The 21,344-nt window shown below is 63.2% G+C and carries 18 protein-coding genes; 7 read left to right on the top strand and 11 right to left on the bottom strand.

Annotated features, from left to right (window positions below):
- The first annotated feature begins 190 nt into the window (after positions 1–190).
- The 4 genes from IB235_RS10645 to IB235_RS25105 all read left to right on the top strand — a co-directional run bounded on the left by IB235_RS10645 (position 191) and on the right by IB235_RS25105 (position 3,958).
- On the top strand, positions 191–562 hold the full coding sequence (locus IB235_RS10645; RefSeq protein WP_192336702.1) for a GNAT family N-acetyltransferase: 372 nt from the start codon (positions 191–193) through the stop codon (positions 560–562).
- A gap of 57 nt (positions 563–619) precedes the next feature.
- Positions 620–1,858 (top strand): YcaO-like family protein, encoded by a 1,239-nt coding sequence (locus IB235_RS10640; RefSeq protein WP_192336701.1) that lies wholly within the window; start codon positions 620–622, stop codon positions 1,856–1,858.
- Positions 1,855–3,147, top strand: a complete 1,293-nt coding sequence (locus IB235_RS10635) for a TfuA-like protein (RefSeq protein WP_192336700.1) — start codon at positions 1,855–1,857, stop codon at positions 3,145–3,147. Before IB235_RS10640 ends, IB235_RS10635 begins: the two co-directional genes overlap by 4 nt.
- 151 nt (positions 3,148–3,298) lie before the next feature.
- Positions 3,299–3,958: a hypothetical protein gene (locus IB235_RS25105; RefSeq protein WP_225612200.1), complete on the top strand. Its 660-nt coding sequence runs from the start codon at positions 3,299–3,301 to the stop codon at positions 3,956–3,958.
- Positions 3,959–3,996: 38 nt separating this feature from the next.
- Here IB235_RS25105 and IB235_RS10625 read toward each other — a convergent pair whose 3' ends face one another.
- The gene (locus tag IB235_RS10625; protein ID WP_192336699.1) at positions 3,997–5,073 is read right to left on the bottom strand and encodes a hypothetical protein; all 1,077 of its coding nucleotides are present in this window, start codon (positions 5,071–5,073) and stop codon (positions 3,997–3,999) included.
- A 162-nt stretch (positions 5,074–5,235) separates the two neighbouring features.
- Between IB235_RS10625 and IB235_RS10620 the strand changes: the two genes are divergently transcribed.
- Positions 5,236–5,907: a Crp/Fnr family transcriptional regulator gene (locus tag IB235_RS10620; RefSeq protein ID WP_192336698.1), complete on the top strand. Its 672-nt coding sequence runs from the start codon at positions 5,236–5,238 to the stop codon at positions 5,905–5,907.
- 54 nt (positions 5,908–5,961) lie between these two features.
- Here IB235_RS10620 and cysN read toward each other — a convergent pair whose 3' ends face one another.
- Together cysN and cysD are read right to left on the bottom strand one after the other, a co-directional pair.
- Positions 5,962–7,869, bottom strand: coding sequence for a sulfate adenylyltransferase subunit CysN (gene cysN, locus IB235_RS10615; protein ID WP_192336697.1), 1,908 nt, complete (start codon positions 7,867–7,869; stop codon positions 5,962–5,964).
- 48 nt (positions 7,870–7,917) lie between these two features.
- On the bottom strand, positions 7,918–8,823 hold the full coding sequence (gene cysD / locus IB235_RS10610; RefSeq protein ID WP_192336696.1) for a sulfate adenylyltransferase subunit CysD: 906 nt from the start codon (positions 8,821–8,823) through the stop codon (positions 7,918–7,920).
- A gap of 219 nt (positions 8,824–9,042) precedes the next feature.
- Between cysD and IB235_RS10605 the strand changes: the two genes are divergently transcribed.
- Positions 9,043–9,918 carry a hypothetical protein gene (locus tag IB235_RS10605; protein WP_192336695.1) on the top strand — a complete coding sequence of 292 codons (876 nt, stop codon included), beginning with the start codon at positions 9,043–9,045 and terminating at the stop codon, positions 9,916–9,918.
- A 2-nt stretch (positions 9,919–9,920) separates the two neighbouring features.
- On the opposite strand, the gene IB235_RS10600 is transcribed toward IB235_RS10605, so the two are convergent.
- Both IB235_RS10600 and IB235_RS10595 read right to left on the bottom strand, forming a co-directional pair.
- Complete coding sequence (locus IB235_RS10600) at positions 9,921–10,769, bottom strand: 2-keto-4-pentenoate hydratase (protein ID WP_192336694.1); 849 nt, start codon at positions 10,767–10,769, stop codon at positions 9,921–9,923.
- A gap of 13 nt (positions 10,770–10,782) precedes the next feature.
- Positions 10,783–11,895 carry an alpha/beta hydrolase gene (locus IB235_RS10595; RefSeq protein ID WP_192336693.1) on the bottom strand — a complete coding sequence of 371 codons (1,113 nt, stop codon included), beginning with the start codon at positions 11,893–11,895 and terminating at the stop codon, positions 10,783–10,785.
- A 227-nt stretch (positions 11,896–12,122) separates the two neighbouring features.
- On the opposite strand from IB235_RS10595, the gene IB235_RS10590 reads away from it, so the two are divergent.
- Positions 12,123–13,334, top strand: a complete 1,212-nt coding sequence (locus IB235_RS10590) for an NnrS family protein (protein ID WP_192336692.1) — start codon at positions 12,123–12,125, stop codon at positions 13,332–13,334.
- Between the two features lie 13 nt (positions 13,335–13,347).
- On the opposite strand, the gene IB235_RS10585 is transcribed toward IB235_RS10590, so the two are convergent.
- Genes IB235_RS10585 through IB235_RS10560 form a run of 6 tightly spaced genes read right to left on the bottom strand, consistent with a single transcriptional unit; the run spans position 13,348 to position 21,340 of the window.
- Positions 13,348–13,860 carry a DUF2478 domain-containing protein gene (locus IB235_RS10585; RefSeq protein ID WP_155040461.1) on the bottom strand — a complete coding sequence of 171 codons (513 nt, stop codon included), beginning with the start codon at positions 13,858–13,860 and terminating at the stop codon, positions 13,348–13,350.
- A gap of 11 nt (positions 13,861–13,871) precedes the next feature.
- The gene (locus IB235_RS10580; protein ID WP_192336691.1) at positions 13,872–14,663 is read right to left on the bottom strand and encodes a peptidylprolyl isomerase; all 792 of its coding nucleotides are present in this window, start codon (positions 14,661–14,663) and stop codon (positions 13,872–13,874) included.
- Between the two features lie 6 nt (positions 14,664–14,669).
- Positions 14,670–15,356, bottom strand: coding sequence for a respiratory nitrate reductase subunit gamma (gene narI / locus IB235_RS10575; protein WP_155040463.1), 687 nt, complete (start codon positions 15,354–15,356; stop codon positions 14,670–14,672).
- Between the two features lie 13 nt (positions 15,357–15,369).
- Complete coding sequence (gene narJ, locus IB235_RS10570) at positions 15,370–16,059, bottom strand: nitrate reductase molybdenum cofactor assembly chaperone (RefSeq protein ID WP_155040464.1); 690 nt, start codon at positions 16,057–16,059, stop codon at positions 15,370–15,372.
- Positions 16,056–17,579, bottom strand: a complete 1,524-nt coding sequence (narH, locus tag IB235_RS10565; RefSeq protein WP_155040465.1) for a nitrate reductase subunit beta — start codon at positions 17,577–17,579, stop codon at positions 16,056–16,058. Before narH ends, narJ begins: the two co-directional genes overlap by 4 nt.
- The gene (locus tag IB235_RS10560) at positions 17,576–21,340 is read right to left on the bottom strand and encodes a nitrate reductase subunit alpha (RefSeq protein WP_192336690.1); all 3,765 of its coding nucleotides are present in this window, start codon (positions 21,338–21,340) and stop codon (positions 17,576–17,578) included. Before IB235_RS10560 ends, narH begins: the two co-directional genes overlap by 4 nt.
- Positions 21,341–21,344 lie beyond the last annotated feature (4 nt).

Raw genomic sequence — 21,344 nt, 5'->3', positions numbered from 1 at the left:
GTTCAGTTTCATCATGATTTCGTGAGAAAAAATGGGCAATCCCGAAAAGCATCGTGAGCAACGGTGACAGAAGCATATTTGCCCATATACTGCCGGCATGAAGCAATGCCCCCCATTCGTTCTGCGACCCGCATTACCCCAGGAATTTGCATTTGCCGAAGAGATTTACATCAATGCCATGAGACCGCTCATGCTGCAGCTGGACAACTGGGACGAGCCGATGCGCCGTGCCGCAATCCGGCGTTCTTTCAAAGCCGCCGACTCGCGTATCATCGTGCTGGAGGGCCGCGATATCGGCTGGACGCAGGTGACCGAGCGGGACGCCGATTACAACCTGGCCCAGATCCAGATTCTGGATGAATTCTGCGGGCTTGGCATCGGTTCTGCGATCATCCGCGACCTGCTGCGCCACGCCGCGCATGAGGGCAAGACCGTTTCGCTTTCGGCGGTTCGCACCAATCGCGCGATCGAGCTTTACAAGCGTTTGGGCTTTGTCATGATCGACCCGGACGCCACGCCGATCATCGACATGGTCTGGACGCCGCCGTCCCGGCAATCCTGACTTCCCACGCGCGGGCCGCGCCCCTAACATCGTGCCAATTGGCACGGTGGGGGACGGATGAGCTTGGACGAGTTGGGCAGCGGCTTGGGTCGCGGGGCCAAGGGACATCTGCGTGGCACCCATCGCGGGATCAGCCCGGCTGAAACCGTGGCCCGCGTCACGCCATTGATGGCGCAGATGGGCATTACCCGGATCGCGAATGTCACCGGGCTTGATCGGATCGGCGTGCCGGTGGTCATGGTCTGCCGACCCAATGCCCGCTCGCTGGCGGTGTCGCAGGGCAAGGGCTGTGATCTGGACGCGGCGACCGCCTCGGGGTTGATGGAGGCCGCCGAGCTGTACCACGCCGAGCATATCGAACTACCGCTGAAGCTGGGCAGCATGGCCGAGCTGGCCCATTCCCATGCCTTTGTCGATGTTTCCCGGCTGCCACGGATTTCGAACCGGTTTCACCGCGATCTGGTGATGCTTTGGGTCGAGGGGCAGGACCTGATCTCGGGTCAGGGGCGCTGGTTGCCCTTTGAAAGCGTGCGGACGAATTTCACCCTGCCGCCGCCGCCCGGAAGCGGCTGTTTCGATTGCAGCAGCAACGGGCTGGCTTCGGGCAACAGTCTGATCGAGGCGACCTGTCATGCGATCTGCGAGATCGTCGAACGCGACGCGACCTCGCTTTGGCATGCGAAGGGCGAAGAGGCGCGGGGCGAAACCGGGCTGGATTTGGACAGCATTGATGACCCTGCCTGTCGCGAGGTGCTGGCCCAGCTGGAGGCTGCGGATTTCGACGTGCATGTCTGGGAAACCACCACCGATGCCGGGATCGCGTGCTTCTACTGTCTGATCTCGGATCGGCGCGATCCGATGCAGCATCATGGCATCGGCGCGGGCTGTCATCCCACCCGTGCCATCGCGTTGTTGCGCGCCCTGACCGAGGCGGTTCAGGTCCGCACCACCTATATCTCGGGTGCCCGAGACGACCTGATGCCCGAGGAATATTCGGCCCGGGAACGCGCCAATAAAGCCCGGATTGCTGCCCGGATGCGTGCCATGCACCGCCCCTTGCGCCGCTTTGCGGATGCGCCGGATAAGGCCACGCCAAGCTTCGATCAGGATCTGAACTGGCTGCTGGCGCGGTTGCAGGCCATCGGCATTACCGAGGCGATTGCTGTCGATCTGGCCAAGCCCGCTTTGGGGCTGGGGGTTGTGCGGGTGGTGATTCCGGGGCTTGAGGGGCCGCATGATCACCCGGCCTATCTGCCCGGCCCGCGCGCCCGCCAAATCGCAGGGGTGGCGGGATGAGCGTGATCGTCTTTGCCGGGCCCTCGATCAGTGAAGCCGACCGGGCTGCGTTTCCCGAGTTCCGCTTTCTTCCCCCCGTCCGACAGGGTGAACTTTACGCCGCCGCCCGCAGCGCTCCCAAGGCTATTGGTATTATTGATGGCTATTTCGACGGCGTTCCGGCGGTCTGGCACAAGGAGGTGCTTTGGGCGCTGTCGGAGGGCATCGCGGTCTTTGGCGCGGCCAGCATGGGGGCACTGCGGGCGGCCGAATTGCATCCTTTCGGAATGACCGGGATCGGTCGCATCTTTGAGGATTTCCGGGACGGACGTCTGACCGATGACGACGAGGTCGCCTTGCAGCACGGACCCGCCGAGGCAGGCTATCTGGCGCTGAGTGAACCGATGGTGAATGTCCGCGCCACACTAACGCGTGCCGTGACAGATGGCGTGCTGGATGCTGACAGCGCCGAAAATCTGGCGCGGATCGCCAAGTCGCAATTCTATCAGCAGCGCAACTGGCCCGGCATTCTGGCCAAGGCGGATCTGCCGCCACCACAGAATGACGCGTTCAGGACTTGGCTGCGACAGGGCAAGGTTGATCAGAAGCGCGAAGATGCACGGGCGCTGTTGCAGGCAATGACCGATCACCTGCAACAGGGCGCGCCACGAGCCATCGCGAATTTCGCCTTTGAGCGGACCGAGGCGTGGCTGAACGCGCCTTGGCACGCGCAGCACGGGGGAACTGCCGACCCGGACGACGCCCTGATCCTCGACGAATTGCGGCTTGACGGAGACGCCTATCTGCAGACCCGCCGCGCCGCGTTGCTGCAGTCGTTGGCCAGCCAGAGCGCGCAGGTCATGGGGCTGGAACCGCAACCCGACGAGATTACCGCCTCGGTAGCGTCCTTCAGGCGAGGCCGGGGGCTGTTTCGGCAGCAACAGGTCGAAAACTGGGCCACCGAGAATGGTCTGGAGGGGCACGAGGTCCGACGGCTGGCAACCGGACATGCAGCCTCGGGGAAACTGGCACGACATCAGGACGAGGCCCTGCAGGGCGCAATCCTTGACGTGCTGCGTTTGGATGGTCGTTATCCCGTCCTGCGCGACCGGGCACGGGTAAGGGCGGGACTGACCAAGTCCGGCACGCCGCCATTGCCGCTGCTGGTCGCATGGTATTTCGAATCCCGGCTGGGCCGACCGGTTCCCGAGGATATTGACGCCTATGCCCGCGAGTTGGGTTTTTCCGGACAGGCGCGGCTGCTGGACCTTCTTGCGGGCGAATTCGCACTGGCGGCGCGCACGGATTAGGGCAATTTGACTGGTATTTCGCTGTCCACACAACGAGTTGTCGACAGCCTGATTCCGGTAAGCTAGCCTCTGGCACGGAATGCGCCCGGTGGGTCAGGACATGGCCCGCCGCGCTGTTTGACGGTTTTTCCTATTTTCTGGAGGTTCAAGAATGTCCGAGTCCTTGCTCAATCCCTCCGTTGTCCAGCTTTTCGGTCGTGTGATCGGGGATATTCAGATCAAATCCCCGGAACCGGAAGGGGCGGTTGCCGGCTATCTGGATCAGCAGTTGCACGCCCCGGATGCGAGTTTCGCGCGGATCTACGGTTTCGGCTATGAAGGGCATTATTACATCCTGCCCGGAACCGCGCTTTATCTGGTGCATGGGCCGGGCCAGCCTGCTGCCGAGGCACTGGGCAAATTGCATCTGCACACGGATGATCCGGGCGCGGCAACTGGAACGTCCGTACTGAGTCTGCCGAAAGACCTGGTGCTGTGGACCTATGACAAGGCAGATTTCACCATCCGTCTGGACATGCTGTCGGGCCAGTTCGACCAGCTTCTGGTTTGTCCCTCGGGTCCGGTGGTCGGCATGAGCTTCCACGGCATGAGTGTGCCCGGCATGAGTGCACAAGGGATGAGCGTCGGCGGCATGAGTGTGCCGGGGATGAGCGCGCAGGGCATGAGTGTCGGTGGCATGAGCGTGCCGGGGATGAGTGCCCAAGGCATGAGCGTGCAGGCCGTCAGCCTGTCGGGGATGAGCGCCCCCGGCATGAGTGCGCGGGGAATGAGCGCACAGGCACGGGGCGACAAGAAGGAAGACGAGGTCTGAATCGGAAGGGGCCGCCCGGTTAGGGCGGCCCCCTTGGGTCAGGCCCGGAGGGAGGAGGAAAGGCCCGGCCGCTTGCGCGGCGGCGTCCGAAGTTGGACCGAGGGATCGGGGCCGCCTTGGCTCAGCGACAGCGGTTCGCGAAGGGCCTGCATGGCCGCCCGCCAATCCCGTGCATCGCTGGCAATCCGGTTCAACGCTTGCTGTCTGCCGGTCGGGCGCGCCGACTTGCGGGCCAGTTTGCGGTATTCGCTTGCCATCACGCTGAACTGGCCGTCCAGCTCACGGAAGACATCCTCAAGCCGGCTGGTCATCACCGATTGCGCGCTGGCTTCGGTGGCAATCAACATGGCCTTGTCGAGTTCGGGCGACATCGCCCCAAGCGAACGGCGCTCATCCGTGAGATTCTCGATGATGCCGCGAATTTCGTCCATGCCATTGCAGAGGAAGTTGATCAGATCGACCCGCTCGGCATCCGAAATCTTTTTGCTGCCATCTTCCGAGGTGACGCGGATCAGGATGTCGCAAAGACGATTGCGGGTCTGCAGGGGCAGATCACTCGTCCCCTCCATCAGCGCATCCAGCGCCACGGCCAACTCGAATGCCAGTGACTCGATGCGGGCGCAACCACGCATCATCGGGCCTTCGGTCCCCTCGATGCGGTGCAGCTCGGCTGCCAGCACGCCCCACAGACGCTGCTCGCTCATCCGGATCATGCCGGTGACGCGCAGCGAAGAACGGGCATGGCCGCGCAGGATGATGCCGCAGCGGTCAAGCTCGGCCGCGATCGCGCCCAGTTCGGCCGACAGATCGGGTTCCGGATCGGCCGCCAGAGCGTCGATTGCCTCGGCGACCGTTTCCGCCTGAATCATCAGGCTGTGAATGCGGGGCACAAGCTGCTGCATGCAGTAGCGCGACATGGCGACCAGATTGCTGTGCAGGTCATTGCCTGCCCGCGCAATCGCGCCTTGCTGCTGAACAGCGGGGCCTTCCTGCGGCGCATGCATTTTCGCACGCGCTTGCAGGTGCAGTGAGGTGATGCCGACCCGGTGCAGGGCCTCTCCGACAGGAGAGAGAGAGGTCGTCGCAGCAGGGACACAAACCAATGAACTCGTCATTTTTCGGGCTTTTCCGGTTATGGAGGTCACGAGGAATTCACAGCCACATACTTGCCTATTGGGGCAGGTCTGGTCTGTGTCCGAGCGCACAAAGCTATTAACATTTCCGTCCGTCTGGCCCAGAAATGTTTTGATATCTAAGGACGTGCAGGAAAACGAAGCATGATCGGCCTCAAGGACCTGGTATGGTTCACCGGACTTTCGCCCTCAGAAGTGGAACGTATCGAATCGCTTGCGACGCGGCGGTTGTACGAGCAAGGCCAGCGCATCATCGAGCGCGGCGATCCGGGCGACACGGTGCTGTTCGTGCTGGCGGGTCAGGTTCTGGCGGTACAATGGACCGAGACCGGGCGTGAAATCGTCTATAGCGATATCGGCCCCGGCAGCGCTTTTGGTGAATTGTCGGTGATTTCGGGCAGCCCGCGGTCACTGTCGCTTTATGCCCGCACCAACTGCACCTTGCTGGAAATGCCGGGTGGGTTGCTGCTGGACCTGATCGACACCCATCCGCAGGTTCGGCGCGCGATCATGCGCGGGCTTGTCCGCCGTGTTCACGACCTGACCGAGCGGGTGCATGACCTGACTTCGCTGGGGGTGGAGGACCGGCTGCGCGCCTATTTGCTGCGGCTCGCGATCGAGCAGGGCGGGCTGGAGCCGGGGCGGACGCTGACCAATTTGCCGACCCACGCCGAGATCGCCAATATCGTTGGCGCCAATCGCGAGGCGGTCAGCCGCAACTTCGCCACGCTGAACCGCAAGGGGATCATCGAATCCAGCCGCAAGTTCCTGCGCATCCTGCAGCCCGACGCGCTGATGCCGGACGCGCCGCAGTAACAGGATTGAAACCAAACCGGGGCCCGCACATGGCAGGCCCCGGTGGCAAGCGGTTTAGGGGATCAGGCGCGCGATGATCAGGTCGGCAGCCTGTTCCGGGGTGATCTCGGTCGTATCGATGCGGATTTCCGGCGCTTCCGGCGCTTCATAGGGCGAATCGATCCCGGTGAAGTTCTTCAGCTGGCCAGCGCGCGCCTTGGCATAAAGCCCCTTCACGTCGCGCCCTTCGGCCACCGAAAGCGGCGTGTCGACAAAGACTTCGACGAATTCGCCCGGCTGCATCATGCCGCGCACCATGTCGCGTTCGGACCGGAACGGAGAGATGAAGGCGGTGATTACGATCAGCCCCGCATCGGTCATCAGCTTGGCGACCTCGCCGACGCGGCGGATGTTTTCGATCCGGTCGGCCTCGGTAAAGCCCAGATCCTTGTTCAGCCCGTGACGCACGTTGTCGCCGTCCAGCAGGAAGGTGTGGCGGTTCATCCGCGCCAGCTTCTTCTCGACGATATTGGCGATGGTCGATTTGCCCGAGCCGGACAGACCGGTCAGCCACAGCACGGCGGGCTTCTGGTGCTTCATGCCCGCGTGATGCTCGCGCCCGATATCGGTCGCCTGCCAGTGGATGTTCTGGGCGCGGCGCAGGGCGAAATGGATCATCCCGGCGGCAACGGTATGGTTCGTGATCTTGTCGATCAGAATGAAGCCGCCCAGATCGCGGTTGTCGTCATAGGGCGCGAAGGGGATTTCGCGGTCGGTGGTGATGTTGGCGACGCCGATCGCGTTCAGATCCAGCGTCTTGGTCGCCAGATGCTCCTGCGTGTTGACGTTCACCTCGTATTTCGGGGCGTGGACCGTGGCCGAGACGGTCTGCGTGCCGATCTTCAGCCAATAGGCGCGGCCGGGGACCAACTCGTGCTCATCCATCCAGACAAGGGTGGATTCGAACTGGTCGGCCACTTCCAGCGGCGATTGCGCCGCGACGATGACCTGACCGCGCGAGCAGTCGATCTCATCGGCAAAGGTCAGGGTGACCGATTCACCGGCCACGGCCAGATCGCGGTCGCCCTCAAGGCTGACAACACGGGCGATGGTCGAGGTCTTGCCCGAGGGCAGCACGCGGATCGCATCGCCGGGACGAACGGTGCCGCTGGCGACCAGACCGGCAAAGCCGCGGAAGTCCAGGTTCGGACGGTTCACCCATTGCACCGGCATGCGGAAAGGCTTGGCCTGATCCGCAGTCGTGTCCAGTTCCACCGTTTCCAGATGCGGCAGCAGCGCCGTGCCCTGATACCACGGGGTGTTTTCGCTGGGGCCGGTGATATTGTCGCCCTTGAAGCCCGAGATCGGGATCGCGGTGAAAGCATCGATGCCGATGCTGCGGGCGAATTCGCCATATTCCTCGACGATCTTGTCGAAGATCGCCTGATCATAGCCGACCAGATCCATCTTGTTCACCGCCAGCACGACATGGCGGATGCCCAGCAGGTTCACCAGATAGCTGTGGCGGCGGGTCTGGGTCAGTACGCCCTTGCGCGCGTCGATCAGGATCACCGCCACATCGGCGGTCGAGGCGCCGGTGACCATGTTGCGGGTATATTGTTCGTGGCCGGGGGTGTCGGCGACGATGAACTTGCGCTTTTCGGTGGCGAAGAAACGATAGGCGACATCGATGGTGATGCCCTGTTCGCGCTCGGCGGCAAGGCCGTCGACCAGCAGGGCGAAGTCGATTTCCTGCCCTTGGGTGCCGACGCGCTTGCTGTCGGCCTCCAGTGCGGCAAGCTGATCTTCGAAGATCATCTTGCTGTCGTAAAGCAGCCGCCCGATCAGGGTGGATTTGCCATCATCGACCGAGCCGCAGGTAATGAAGCGCAGCATGGTCTTGTGCTGATGCGCCTCAAGATAGGCGTCGATGTTTTCGGCGATCAGGGCGTCGGTCTTGTAGATCGGATCTTGGGTCGTCATGGGGTCACCTGTTTCGGTGGAATGGGCTGGGAGAGGCGGCAAAAGGGCTTAGAAATAGCCTTCCTGCTTCTTCTTCTCCATCGAGGCGGCCTGGTCATGGTCGATCGCGCGGCCCTGACGTTCCGAGGTCGTGGTCAGCAGCATTTCCTGAATGACCTCGGGCAGGGTGCGGGCCTCGGACTCGACAGCGCCGGTCAGTGGGTAGCAGCCCAAGGTGCGGAAGCGAACCGAGCGCGTCACGGGCGTCTCGCCTTCGGCCAGCGGGAAGCGCTCATCATCGACCATCAGGATCAACCCGTCGCGCTGAACCGTCGGACGCGGGGCCGAGAAATACAGCGGCACGATCTCAATGCCTTCGAGGTGGATGTATTGCCAGATGTCCAGCTCGGTCCAGTTCGAGATCGGAAAGACCCGGACGCTTTCGCCCTTGGCCTTGCGGGCATTGTACAGCCGCCACAGCTCGGGGCGCTGGCTTTTCGGGTCCCAGCGGTGATTGGCCGAGCGGAACGAGAAGACCCGTTCCTTGGCGCGGGATTTTTCCTCGTCGCGGCGGGCGCCGCCGAAGGCCACGTCAAAGCCGTATTTGTCCAGCGCCTGTTTCAGGCCCTCGGTCTTCCACATGTCGGTATGCAGCGAGCCGTGATCGAAGGGGTTGATGCCGCGGGCGACGGCCTCGGGGTTTTGATAGACCAGCAACTCCATGCCCGCATCCTTGGCGGCCTTGTCGCGCAGCGCGTACATGTCGCGGAACTTCCAGGTCGTGTCGACATGCAGCAGCGGGAAGGGCGGCGGGGCCGGGTAGAAGGCCTTTTTCGCCAGATGCAGCATCACGGCGCTGTCCTTGCCGACGCTGTACAGCATCACCGGGTTTTCGGCCTCGGCGACGACTTCGCGCATGATGTGGATGCTTTCAGCTTCAAGGCGCTGAAGATGGGTCAGGGATTTCTGGTTCATGCGAATTACTCTGTGAAAACCACGTTGACCCGGATGTAGCAAGGCGATTAGCTGAGTTAACCCCCCATATGGGGGTAATGTGCAATTTGGGGGAAATCCGTCATTCCGGCCGAGACCGAAATTCTGCGCGCGCTGGTCGCGACCGCCACCGGTGCGGGTGAGCTGTGGCCGGATTTTCTTGCGCTGCTATCCGGTCGGCTGCGGGCCGATGCCGCGCATTTGCATCTGCAACTGGATGGCGGGCGCGGCCATGTCTGGCGGCACGGCCAGATCGTGCCCTCCGATGCCGCGCTGATGCCACAAATGCGTTTCGACAGGGTCTATTCCCAAGGCGACCTGCCGGGGCTGGAAAACCGCAGGTTGCCGCTAAGGGCGCTGAAATGCGCAGCAGGACCAGCGGGTTACGCGGTGCTGGCCGTGCAGCGTGCCGGAAAGGAATTCCGCGCCGTCGATGGGTTGCAGCTGTCCGATCTGTCCCCGCATCTGGGGCAGGCTCTGTCCGTCTGGCGGGACCTGATGCGGGAACGCGCGCAGGCGACGCTGGATCGCCAGATCGCCTCGGATCTGGGCGGAGGCTGGGTGATCCTTGGACCTGCCGGAAATGTGCAGGACATAGCCCCGCAGGTCGCCATGTTGCTGGCAGAGTTGCCCGGCGTGACGCTGGGTCCGAATGGCTGGATTGAATTCGCCGACCCCGGAATCGCGCAGGATTTTCGGCATGCGGTGACAATGGCACAAGAAGGTCGGGAGCCGCCCGTTCCAGTGACGCTGTCGCGCGATCCTTCGGCCGAGATGATCCTGTCCTCGCGCATTTTGGCGGAAGAACAGGTGCTTGTCGGGCTGATCCGCCATCTGCGGCAGGGGCGCAGCCTGTCGGTCGAGCGTGTGGCCGCGCATTTCGACATCAGCCGCAGCGAGGCGCGGCTGGCAATCCTGCTTTGCGACGGTTTGTCGCTGCAGGATGCCGCCGCCGAACTTGGCTGGACGATTGAGACCGCGCGCAGCGGCTCAAAGCGGATCTTCGCGCGCATGGGGATCAGCGGCCAACCCGCGATCCTGCGCCGCGTGCTGACAAGCGCGGTCTGGCTGGGCTGAGGCTATTCGAAATTGACGCTGACCACGGGATCGCCGGGTAGGCCCAGATAGCTGACCTTGGCGCTTTGCCCCGGCTGCGGCACCAGAAGCGGCCCAAACGATCCGACGCTGACCCAATCACCGGCCTTGAAGCTGACGCCATTGTCGCGCAGCCACAGCACTGAATTCAGCGGATTTCCCAGAACCGCTGCCCCCGGCGCATGCGCCAATTCCTTGCCGCTGGCATCAGTGACCACCACCTGCATCGCGGCAAGCGCAGCCAGGAATTCCTCATCCTGCCGGACGGGGATCTCCTTGCCCAACACGCCCTGCCGCGCGCCGACATTGATCGCGGTAATGGTGGCGGGGGTCAGGGTCTTGGGATCGGCGACCACCAGATCGGGCAGCTCGATAAAGGGGTGGATCGCGGACAGATGCGCCAGAACCTCGGCGGGCGTCTTGGCCTGATTGATCGCGGCATCGGCGACGACAAGGATCAGGTCGGCCTCGAACCGGGGCAGGGCGGCGAATTTCGCGGGCAGGCTGGCCCCGTCGGACAGCATCATGTCCTTGTAAAGCACGCCGCGCACCGGCCCGCTGGCCTTGAAGGCCTCCTGCGCGGGTTTGCTGGTCAGGCCGGCTTTATATCCGGCGGGCGCGCCCCATTCCTTGCCCAGCAGCGCCACCAGCTTGTCCTGCGCGCACAGTGCATCCGTCATGTCGGTGACGGCGGGTGGAGTCGCCGGGGTCCGGGACAGGATGTCGGCGGCCAATGCGGCCATTGCGGCGTCGGAGGGACATTCGGCGGCGGCGGCCTGCGCGGCAAAGGTCAGGATCAGGGTGGCAATCAGGGCGGTGTCCGGCTTGCGCATCACGTTGCCTCCCTCACTGGGTGATGATGATCGGGACGTTCTCGAGCAGCCGGTCGAAGGCCGGAGTCCGGCCGCGTTCCAACCCGCCCGAACGGTTCAGACCAAGGCCGATCATCCGCACGACCTCGGGCGAGCCGGCGAACTTGGAATGGCTTCCGGAACTGGAATCGTTGATCGTTGAGAGGTCGATCACCGTCACGCCCATCCCCTCCAGCTCGACCGTGTTTGCGGCGCCGACGCGCGGCACCCCGCCCGCAAGCCGGCGCGATGCCAGCAGGGCCCGATCATCGCGGGATACCAGCAGGAAGATCTTCGAGCGGATCTCGGGCGGCAATTGCCGGATCTGCGTGCGAAACAGGTCGATGTCGATATCGGGCGAGGCGAGGACGATGTTGTTGATGGCGGTCCGATGGCCCAGCGTCCCGGCCTTCTGGGCATCGACCAGCCCTTCCATGGTCAGGAGCGTTCCCATCGAATGGGCGAAGATGTCCACGCTGTCGACATCCGTCCTGTGCAAGAGCGACGAGATTTCCTTCAGCTTGCCGCGCGCGATCAGGGCGCTGTTCAGGTCATAGACATAGCGCACCGGATTGGCGGCCGAGGCCCATGTCAGCAGCATCGGCACGCCCGGATAATTGGTGTCCTCGACGAATTGCGCCAGCCGCAGCGCGGCCTCGCTGAAATTGTTGTTGTAGCCATGCACGAATAGCATCATCCGGCGCGATCCGGCCGGTTGCCTGTCCAGTTCGCTGTCGATCGCCGAGATGAAGGATTGCTCGGAGCGATAGACCGTCGGCTCGATGACGGTGAACTCTGTGCGCGGGTCCGGGGGCAGCTTTTCCGGGCGCTCAAGCTCTCCGACCTTGTGGTTCGGCGGGACCGTCGCCACGACCGAGGCAAGCCCAAGCTCGGCTGCGCGCCCCGAGGAAAACAGCACCCCGGCCTCACCCGAATGGGTGCGGGTGGCGGCGACGAACATCTTGTGCTTGCGCAGCTCGGGCACCGCTGCGGTCGGGACGGCGGGGTTCACGACGCCGACGATCTCGGGTGCGCGGCCACAGGCGACGATCAGGAAAGCGGTGACAAAAGTGGCGATTCTCAAGGGCGTAATGCGCGAAGGGCTCATTCCGGGCTCTGCCTGCATGACTGCGTCAGGCGGAGCATGGCAATGCCGCGCCGCTCCCGCAAGGGACTTGTTGCGGCTTGCAAATTCGGCGCGAGGCGTTGTGGTGTCGCGGTGACAATCGGGGCGTCGCGGGACAATTTGCCACGGCGGCACAGGCAGCTTTGCCTTTGCCTGCGGTCACGCATCGCGCGTAACCTTGCGCCATAGAAATGCAGCACGAGGCGATCATGGCAGGCACGGCCGAGCGGATGAGAGACTATCGCGGCCCCGCAATCTTCAGCCACGGATTCCGATCTTTCTTTCTGCTGTCCGCGATCTGGGCGGCGGGGGCGATGATCCTGTGGATCTTGATGCTGACCGGGGCCGAGCCTCTGGCCAGTGCCTTTGATCCCTTCAGCTGGCACGCGCATGAGTTCCTGTTCGGCTATCTGGCGGCGGTCATCGGCGGCTTTGTCCTGACCGCCGTGCCGAACTGGACCGGTCGGCTGCCGGTCATGGGCTGGCCCTTGGTCGGGCTGGTCGGACTGTGGCTGGCCGGGCGGCTAGCCGTGGCCTGCTCGTCCCATCTGCCGTGGCAGGTGACCGCGCTGATCGACCTGTCGCTATACGTGGCGCTGGTGGGCTTCCTCGCGCGTGAGATCATCCGGGGCAAGAACTGGCGCAACCTGCCGGTGGTCGGGCTGATCGCGCTTTATGGCGTGGCCAATCTCATCTTCCATATCGAGGCTGCACGAGACGGCACCGCCTTCGAGGGGCTGGGCATGCGCCTTGGGCTGGGCACGACGTTGATGCTGATCGCGCTGATCGGCGGGCGGATCATTCCCAGCTTTACCCGCAACTGGCTGGCCGCCCGTGGCAGCGCCCAGTTGCCGCAACCTTTTGGCCGCGCGGATGCCATAGTCCTTGGCCTGACCGCGCTGGTGCTGCTGGGCTTTGTCGGCTTTCCCGATGCCGCGGTGACGCGCTGGCTGATGCTGATCGCGGGCGCGGCGCATCTGTGGCGGATGTCGCGCTGGTGCAGCGGTCAGATCCGGTCCGAGCCGCTGCTGTGGGTGCTGCATCTGGCCTATGCGCTGCTGGCGCTGGGTTTCGTGGCCGAAGGTGCGGCGGGCTTTGACCTGCTGCCGCTGCCCGCTGCGCGCCATGTCTGGCTGGCCGGAGCTATCGGGCTGATGACTTTGGGGGTGATGACCCGCGCCACTTTGGGCCATACCGGGCGGATGCTGCATGCGGGGCCTGCAACTGTCGCAATCTATCTGGCGCTGTTCGGATCGGTGGTGATGCGGCTGCTGGCAGGGATATTCGGCAACCCGACCGGGCTTTTGCACCTGTCGGGCGGGCTGTGGATCATGGCTTTTGCCGGATATGCGCTGGTCTATGGCCCGATGCTGCTGCAGCCGAGGCTGGCCAAGAAGCCCGTCTCGGGCGCCAAGACCTGATCGCGTCGCGCAATCAGGCGGCGGCGCGGGTGCAATGGGTCAGGCACCAGCCAAGAACGGCATCTTCCTCGGCGGGCAGGGCGGCGGCAAGGCCGCCCGCGAATTCCTCGAACGAGGGCAGGTTCAGGCCGTTGACTCCCAGCAGCACGGGTATTCCGCGCTCCAGCGCATCGGCGATGATCGGGGCAAGACCCCGCCCCTCGGCTTCTTGCTTGCCGTATTTGTTGACGATCAGCAGGTCGGCACCGGGCAATGAGCGGGTGACGCCCAGCACGGCAGCCTCGAGTGCGCCGGCGTCAAGACGACAGCCGCGCGCCAGATCGCCGCGATCCTCGCTGATGCGCAGGATCGGGCCATCGGGCAGGACAAGGATGTCCATGTCGCAGCGCGCCCGGTCGGCGCGCTCGACATTGCTTTGCACCGTGCCGGACAGCCTGACCCCCTTGGACTGAAGGCGTTCGGCGATCACGGCCAGAAAACGGTCATTCGCGCCGCGACCGGGCAGGCTGACATAGGCAAGGTGCATGGCATTCCTCCTCAGGATTTCAGGTCGATCCCGTCGATCTCGGCCTTTCCGACCAGTCCGTCGACATAGGCGCGGCTTGCCCGCAACCATGCGGCCTTTTCATGCGCCTCGACAAGCTGGGGCATGACGGCCTCGAAGGGCAGGACCGCACCATCGGCGCGCGCATCAAGGCGGATCACATGGATGCCGTAGCGCGATTTGCAGATCGCAAACTCGCCCTCTTTCATCGAGGCCATCATGGCTTCGAATTCGGGGACGGTATCGCCCGAGGTCAACTGCCCCAGCACGCCTCCATTGGCTTTCGACGAGCAGGCGCTGTTCTGGACGGCAAGCTCGGCAAAGCGCCGGGGTTCGGCTTGCACGGTCTGTAGCAGCCCTTCGGCCGCCTGAAGCGCCTTGGCACGGGCCACGGGGTCCTCGGGCGCGGCGGCCAGAAGGATATGGGCGGCCTCGAACAGGGACGGGGCGCGGAAGCGTTCGGGATGCGTGTCATAGATGGTGCGCAGCCGGGCTTCGTCGGCGGGTTCGGGCACGACCTCCTGATCCAGCACTTGCCGGATCAGGGCCTCGTCTTCGGTTTCCCATTGACCGGGGGCGGTTTCGGTCGGGTCTGCCGCGATCCCGACCGTTTTCGCCCGCTGCAGAAGCAGTTCGCGGATGGCCAGGGCGCGGGCGGCAGATTTCCATGCGTGACCCGGCTTGCCCTTGGGGGCGGGGTGGTTCTGGGCCTCGTCCGCAATGCGGCCGGGGTCCAGGGTTACGCCATTCACCGTGACCGGAGGCAGGAGCGGTTTGACTTCCATTATGCTTTACTCCGCCGGGTTCCGTTTGGTGCGCACGATCTGGTAGCCGGGACGCCACAGGTAGCGCACCGGGGCCGAGATCATGTGGACCAGACGGGTGAAGGGGAACAGCAGGAAGATCGTCAGCCCAAGGAAGATGTGCAGCTTGAACAGGATGTTCACATCGGCCATGTGCTCGGCCGCGCCAGCTTTGAGGTAGACGATGCTTTGCGCCCAGTTCATCAGCTTGGTCATTTCATGCCCGTCCAGATGCTGCATCGAGACGATGATGGTCAGCAGGCCCAGCACCAGTTGGACCAGCAGCAGGATCAGGATGCCGGTATCGGCGACGGTCGAATTGGCGCGGATGCGCGGATCGGTCAGCCGGCGATGCAGCAGGATCGCACCGCCCGCCAGCGCCATCAGACCGGCGATGCCGCCTGCGGTCATGGCCAGCACCTGTTTCGCCGAGTGGCTGACGCCAAGCGCGTCAAAGACCGCGATCGGGGTCAGCAGGCCGACGAAATGGCCCATCAGGATGAAAAGCACGCCGACATGGAACAGGACCGAGCCGATGACGAACTGTTTCTTGCGCAGGATCTGGCTGGATTTCGACTTCCAGGTAAAGGGATCGCGCTCGTATCGGGCAATGGACCCCAGGATCATCACGGTGATGGCGATATAGGGGTAGATGCCGAAAAGCAGATTGTTCATCTGAACCTCCTGTTCATTCTGCCGGATGGGCCGCGCCGGCGCGCGGATCCATCTTGGCAAGGATGTCGCGGCTGACGGGGCAGCCGGCATTGGGATCGGGGCCGAAGGTCACCTGGGATTCCTCCCACACGGCATCAAGCGCCGCCAGATCCTCGGGGTCCTCGTCGGGGACGTCGGCCAGTTCGGCAGGGATATCGCCATCGACCTCGGCCAGATGCACCAGCGTCGACATGACTGCCGCATAGGACGAGCCGCGTTTCATCAGCCGGTCGGCCAGTGCCGCGATGATATGCCCGGCATCGGCCAGCATGCTGCGCGCCTCATCCAGCGGCAGGGTCGAGACATATTCCAGAACCACCGGCAGATGGTCGGGAAGCTCGCTTCCAGCCAGATCGAAGCCGCCCGCGCGGTAGGTTTCCAGCAGGTCGACCATGGCGCCGCCACGGTCGCGGCTCTCGCCATGGACATGCTCGAACAGGTTCAGCGACAAGGTGCGCGAGCGGTCGAACAGCAGGACATAGCGTTCCTGCAGGTCGTAAAGGTCGCCCGTTTCCAGTTCATGCAGCAAGGGTGCCAGATCGCGGTGACGCTGGGGGCCAAGCAGGCCCTCATCGTGCAGGAGCTGCTTGATGTCGGGGATCGCGGCGATCAGCTCGGCCGAAGGATAGCTGAGCAGCGCGGAAAGTGCCTTGAAGGTTTTCATGGTTGAATGAACTCCTGCGGGCTGCGGAACTTCTTGCCACCGAACAGCGAGCCCTTGTTGCTACCCGACGAGCAGCCGTTGCCGTCGGTGAAGCCGCAGCCGCCGCGCAGGTCATAGGCATCCTCGACCAGCTCGCGATGCGTCGTCGGGATGACGAAGCGATCCTCGTAATTGGCGATGGCTAGCAGCTGATACATCTCGTCGATTTGCAGCGGCGTCATGCCGACGCGCTTGGCGACGCCCAGATTGACCACGCCATCGATGGATTTCGACCGCATGTAGCTGCGCATGGCCAGCATCCGTTCCAGCGCCAGCGCCACCGGGGCCTCGTCGCCCGCGGTCAGCATATTGGCAAGGTAACGCAGCGGGATGCGCAGGCTTTTCACATCCGGCATGTCGTCCTGAGCCGAGATCTTGCCAGCTTCGGCGGCGTTCTGGATCGGCGACAGCGGCGGCACATACCAGACCATCGGCAGGGTGCGGTATTCCGGGTGCAGCGGGAAGGCGATTTTCCATTCCATCGCCAGCTTCCAGATCGGCGAGTTCTGCGCGCCGCGGATCCAGTCCTCGGGGACGCCCTCGGCACGAGCGGCCGCGATCACCTCGGGGTCGTTCGGATCAAGGAAGACGCCCAGTTGCGCGTCATACAGATCCTGCTCGCTTTCGGTCGCTGCCGCTTCCGAGATCTTGTCGGCGTCATACAGCATCACGCCCAGATAGCGGATGCGGCCGACGCAGGTTTCCGAGCAGACCGTGGGCTGGCCGGATTCCAGGCGCGGATAGCAGAACACGCATTTCTCGGATTTGCCGGTCGACCAGTTGTAATAGATCTTCTTGTAGGGGCAGCCGGACACGCACATCCGCCAGCCGCGGCACTTCTCTTGGTCGATCAGGACGACGCCGTCATCCTCGCGCTTGTAGATCGCGCCCGAGGGGCACGAGGCGACACAGGCCGGGTTAAGGCAGTGTTCGCACAGGCGCGGCAGATACATCATGAAGGTGTTTTCGTATTCACCGTAGATTTCTTTCTGCACGCCCTCGAAGTTGTAGTCCTTGGAGCGCTTCTCGAATTCGCCGCCCAGGATTTCCTCCCAGTTCGGACCCCATTCGATCTTTTCCATCCGCTCGCCCGAGATCAGCGAACGCGGACGCGCGGTCGGGAAGGCCTGCGATTCCGGCGCGGATTTAAGATGGTCGTAGTCGAAGGTGAACGGCTCATAGAAGTCGTCGATCTCGGGCAGATCCGGGTTGGCAAAGATATTCGCCAGGATCCGCCACTTGCCGCCCTGTTTGGGGCGCAGGTGGCCAGCCTTGGTCCGGGTCCAGCCGCCATTCCAGCGCTTCTGGTTTTCCCAGTCTTTGGGATAACCGATGCCGGGCTTGGTTTCGACGTTGTTGAACCATGCATATTCAACGCCCTCGCGCGAGGTCCAGACGTTCTTGCAGGTGACCGAGCAAGTGTGACACCCGATACATTTATCGAGGTTCAGCACCATGCCGATTTGCGCACGTACTTTCATTCCGCTGCCTCCGGAGCTTGGGTTGCGGTCTCGTTCAGCGGACCTTCCAGCCAGTCCACCTTGTTCATCTTGCGCACGATGACGAATTCGTCGCGGTTCGAACCAACCGTGCCATAGTAGTTGAAGCCGTAGGACAGCTGCGCATAGCCGCCGATCATGTGAGTTGGCTTCAGCACGACCCGGGTGACCGAGTTGTGGATGCCGCCGCGCAGATTGGTGATCTGGCTGCCGGGAGTGTTCACGATCTTTTCCTGAGCGTGATACATGAAGGCAGTGCCTTCCTTCATCCGCTGGCTGACCACCGCGCGGGCGGTGATGACGCCGTTGGTATTGAAGACCTCGATCCAGTCATTGTCGACCAGACCGGCTTTCCGCGCGTCCACTTCCGAAATCCACACCACCGGGCCGCCACGGTTCAGCGTCAGCATGTGCAGGTTGTCGGAATAGGTCGAGTGGATGCCCCATTTCTGGTGCGGGGTGATGAAGTTCAGCGTCACGTGCTTTTCGCTGGAACCCAGCGATTTGCGCGCCTGCGCCCCCACGGTCTTCAGGTCCACCGGCGGACGCCATGTCACGAAGCCCTCACCAAAGGCGCGCATCCATTCATGGTCCTGATAGATCGACTGGCGGCCGGTCAGGGTGCGCCACGGGATCAGCTCATGGACGTTGGTCCAGCCGGCGTTGTAGCAGACCTCCTCGCTTTCGATGCCCGACCAGGTGGGGCTGGAGATGATCTTGCGCGGCTGGGCGGCGATGTCGCGGAAGCGGATCTTTTCGTCTTCCTTGACCTCGGCCAGATGCTTGTGGCTGATGCCGGTGAAGTTGCTTAGCGCGTCCCAGGCCTTGACGGCGACTTCGCCGTTGGTTTCCGGGGCCAGCATCAGCACGACCTCGGCGGCGTCGATCGCAGTCTCGATCTTGGCCATGCCTTTGGTCACACCTTCGTCGGTGACGGTGCCGTTCAGCGCCTTCAGGTGATGCACCTCGGTCTTGGTGTCCCAGCTGATGCCCTTACCACCATTGCCGATCTTTTCAAGCAGCGGACCGACAGCGGTGAAGCGCTTGTAAAGGTTCGGATAATCGCGTGTCACCTCGATATAGTCGGGTGCGGTTTCGCCGGGGATCAGGTCACAACCATCCTGTTTCCAGTCGCGCACGAAGGGCTGGGCGATCTCGCTGGCCGTATCGTGTTGCAGCGGATGCTGGATGATGTCGGTTTCCTCGCCCAGAACTTCAGGCGCGACCTCCGAGAACTTCTTGGCGATCGACTTGAAGATCTCCCAGTCGGATTTGGATTCATACGCCGGGTCAACCGCCGCCTGCAGCGGGTGGATGAACGGGTGCATGTCCGAAGTGTTCATGTCGTCCTTTTCGTACCAGGACGCGGTCGGCAGAACGATGTCGGAATAGACGGCGGTGGTCGACATCCGGAAGTCCAGCGTGACCAGCAGGTCCAGCTTTCCTTCGGGGGCGTCGTCACGCCAGACGGCCTCGATCGGTTTCTGGCGGCCCTCCTCACCCAGATCCTTGCCAAGGACGCCGTGATCGGTGCCCAGCAGGTGCTTGAGGAAGTATTCATGCCCCTTGCCCGAGGAACCCAGCAGGTTCGAACGCCAGACGAACAGGTTACGCGGCCAGTTTTCCGGCGCGTCCGGGTCTTCGCAGGACATCTGCAATTCGCCCGATTTCAGACGCTCCGCGACATAGTCCTTGACCGGGATACCAGCCTTTTTCGCGGCGCGACCGATTTCCAGCGGGTTCTGCTTCAGCTGCGGGGCCGAAGGCAGCCAGCCCATCCGCTCGGCGCGGATATTGTAGTCGATCAGGCTGAGCTTGTCCCAGTCGCCTTTCGGCGCGGTGGGGGACAGCAGTTCGGTCGAGCTGACGGTTTCATAGCGCCATTGGTCGGTATGAGCATACCATGCGCTGGTCGCGTTCATGTGACGCGGCGGGCGCTGCCAGTCCAAGGCAAAGGCCAAAGCCGTCCAGCCGGTCTGCGGGCGCAGTTTTTCCTGACCCACATAATGTGACCAGCCGCCGCCGGACTGACCGATGCAGCCGCACATGATCAGCATGTTGATCGCGGCGCGATAGTTCATGTCCATGTGGAACCAATGGTTCATTGCCGCGCCGATGATGATCATCGAACGGCCATTGGTCTTTTCGGCATTATTGGCGAATTCGCGGGCGACCTGAATGATCTTGTCGCGACGCACGCCGGTGATGCGCTCGGCCCAAGCGGGGGTGAAGGGCACATCGGCGTCATAGTCATTGGCGACATGCTCGCCGCCCAGACCGCGATCAAGGCTGTAATTGGCGCACATCAGGTCGAAGACCGTGGCGACCAGCGCCTCGGAGCCATCGGCCAAGGTCAGTTTCTTGACCGGCACATTGCGGGTCAGCACATCGCCGCGGCTATCGACCTCGAACCCGTTCGAGGCCATGGCCCCGAAGAAGGGAAAATCGACGGCGGCGACATCGTCATGATCCTCGTCAAGGACCAGGCTCATCTTCAGGCGGACATCGGCATCGCCCGCCTTTTCCTCAAGGTTCCAGCTGCCCTTTTCATCGGCCCAGCGGAAGCCGACCGAGCCGTTTGGCACGACCAGTTCATCGGCATTCTCGTCGATGGCGACCGTTTTCCATTCGGCATTAGCCTTTTGGCCCAGCCCGTCCGCCAGATCCGAGGCGCGCAGCTGCCGACCCGGAACCAGACGACCTTCCTGCTGATCAAGACGGACCAGCATGGGCATGTCGCTGTAGCGGCGGCAGTAATCCTCGAAATAGGGCACCTGACGGTCCAGGTGGAACTCGCGCAGGATGACGTGGCCAAAGGCCATGCCAAGCGCCGCGTCGGTGCCTTGCTTCACGTTCAGCCAGATGTCGCCGAATTTCGCGGCCTCGGAATAGTCCGGGCAGATGACGGCGGATTTGGTGCCTTTGTAACGGGCCTCGGTGTAGAAGTGCGCGTCGGGCGTCCGGGTCTGCGGCACGTTCGAGCCCCACAGCATCAGGTAGCCCGCATTGTACCAATCGGCCGATTCCGGCACGTCGGTCTGTTCGCCCCAGACCTGCGGCGAGGCCGGCGGAAGGTCGCAATACCAGTCATAGAAGGACATGCAGGTCCCGCCCAGCAGCGACAGGTAGCGCGTGCCCGCGGCATAGGAAATCATCGACATGGCCGGAATCGGCGAGAAGCCAAAGACCCGGTCGGGGCCATATTTCTTGGCGGTATAGGCATTGGCGGCAGCGACCATCTCGGTCACTTCGTCCCAGTTGGCACGTACGAAGCCGCCCTTGCCGCGGATGCGGGTGTAGCTTTCGCGGGCGGCGGGATCGGTCTGGATCGCCTCCCATGCGGCGACCGGGGTCAGGGTGGCGCGTTTCTCGCGCCACAGTTTCATCAGGCGTCCGCGGATCAGCGGGTTCTTCACGCGGTTGGCGCTATACAGGTACCAGCTGTAGCTGGCGCCACGGGCGCAGCCGCGCGGTTCGTGGTTGGGCAGGTCGGGCCGGGTGCGGGGATAGTCGGTCTGCTGTGTTTCCCAGGTCACGATCCCCGATTTCACATAGATCTTCCACGAGCAGGACCCGGTGCAGTTCACACCATGGGTCGAGCGGACGATCTTGTCGTGCCGCCAGCGCGAACGATAGGTGTCCTCCCAATCGCGGTTTTCGGTCGTGGTCTGCCCATGGCCTTCCGAAAAAGTGTCCTTGCGGTTGCTTTTCAGGAAGTTCAGGCGGTCCAGAAGATGGCTCATGTCG

The sequence above is a fragment of the Paracoccus sp. PAR01 genome, assembly GCF_014851995.1.
GTDB lineage: Bacteria > Pseudomonadota > Alphaproteobacteria > Rhodobacterales > Rhodobacteraceae > Paracoccus > Paracoccus litorisediminis.
Note: the sequence above shows the minus strand (reverse complement) of the source record. Positions and strands in the feature narration are given on the sequence as shown.

Coding starts and splice junctions, on each gene's coding strand:
- IB235_RS10645 (WP_192336702.1), top strand. CDS start 191: ATGCTGCAGCTGGACAACTGGGACGAGCCGATGCGCCGTGCCGCAATC.
- IB235_RS10640 (WP_192336701.1), top strand. CDS start 620: ATGAGCTTGGACGAGTTGGGCAGCGGCTTGGGTCGCGGGGCCAAGGGA.
- IB235_RS10635 (WP_192336700.1), top strand. CDS start 1,855: ATGAGCGTGATCGTCTTTGCCGGGCCCTCGATCAGTGAAGCCGACCGG.
- IB235_RS25105 (WP_225612200.1), top strand. CDS start 3,299: ATGTCCGAGTCCTTGCTCAATCCCTCCGTTGTCCAGCTTTTCGGTCGT.
- IB235_RS10625 (WP_192336699.1), bottom strand. CDS start 5,073: ATGACGAGTTCATTGGTTTGTGTCCCTGCTGCGACGACCTCTCTCTCT.
- IB235_RS10620 (WP_192336698.1), top strand. CDS start 5,236: ATGATCGGCCTCAAGGACCTGGTATGGTTCACCGGACTTTCGCCCTCA.
- cysN (WP_192336697.1), bottom strand. CDS start 7,869: ATGACGACCCAAGATCCGATCTACAAGACCGACGCCCTGATCGCCGAA.
- cysD (WP_192336696.1), bottom strand. CDS start 8,823: ATGAACCAGAAATCCCTGACCCATCTTCAGCGCCTTGAAGCTGAAAGC.
- IB235_RS10600 (WP_192336694.1), bottom strand. CDS start 10,769: ATGCGCAAGCCGGACACCGCCCTGATTGCCACCCTGATCCTGACCTTT.
- IB235_RS10595 (WP_192336693.1), bottom strand. CDS start 11,895: ATGAGCCCTTCGCGCATTACGCCCTTGAGAATCGCCACTTTTGTCACC.
- IB235_RS10590 (WP_192336692.1), top strand. CDS start 12,123: ATGGCAGGCACGGCCGAGCGGATGAGAGACTATCGCGGCCCCGCAATC.
- IB235_RS10585 (WP_155040461.1), bottom strand. CDS start 13,860: ATGCACCTTGCCTATGTCAGCCTGCCCGGTCGCGGCGCGAATGACCGT.
- IB235_RS10580 (WP_192336691.1), bottom strand. CDS start 14,663: ATGGAAGTCAAACCGCTCCTGCCTCCGGTCACGGTGAATGGCGTAACC.
- narI (WP_155040463.1), bottom strand. CDS start 15,356: ATGAACAATCTGCTTTTCGGCATCTACCCCTATATCGCCATCACCGTG.
- narJ (WP_155040464.1), bottom strand. CDS start 16,059: ATGAAAACCTTCAAGGCACTTTCCGCGCTGCTCAGCTATCCTTCGGCC.
- narH (WP_155040465.1), bottom strand. CDS start 17,579: ATGAAAGTACGTGCGCAAATCGGCATGGTGCTGAACCTCGATAAATGT.
- IB235_RS10560 (WP_192336690.1), bottom strand. CDS start 21,340: ATGAGCCATCTTCTGGACCGCCTGAACTTCCTGAAAAGCAACCGCAAG.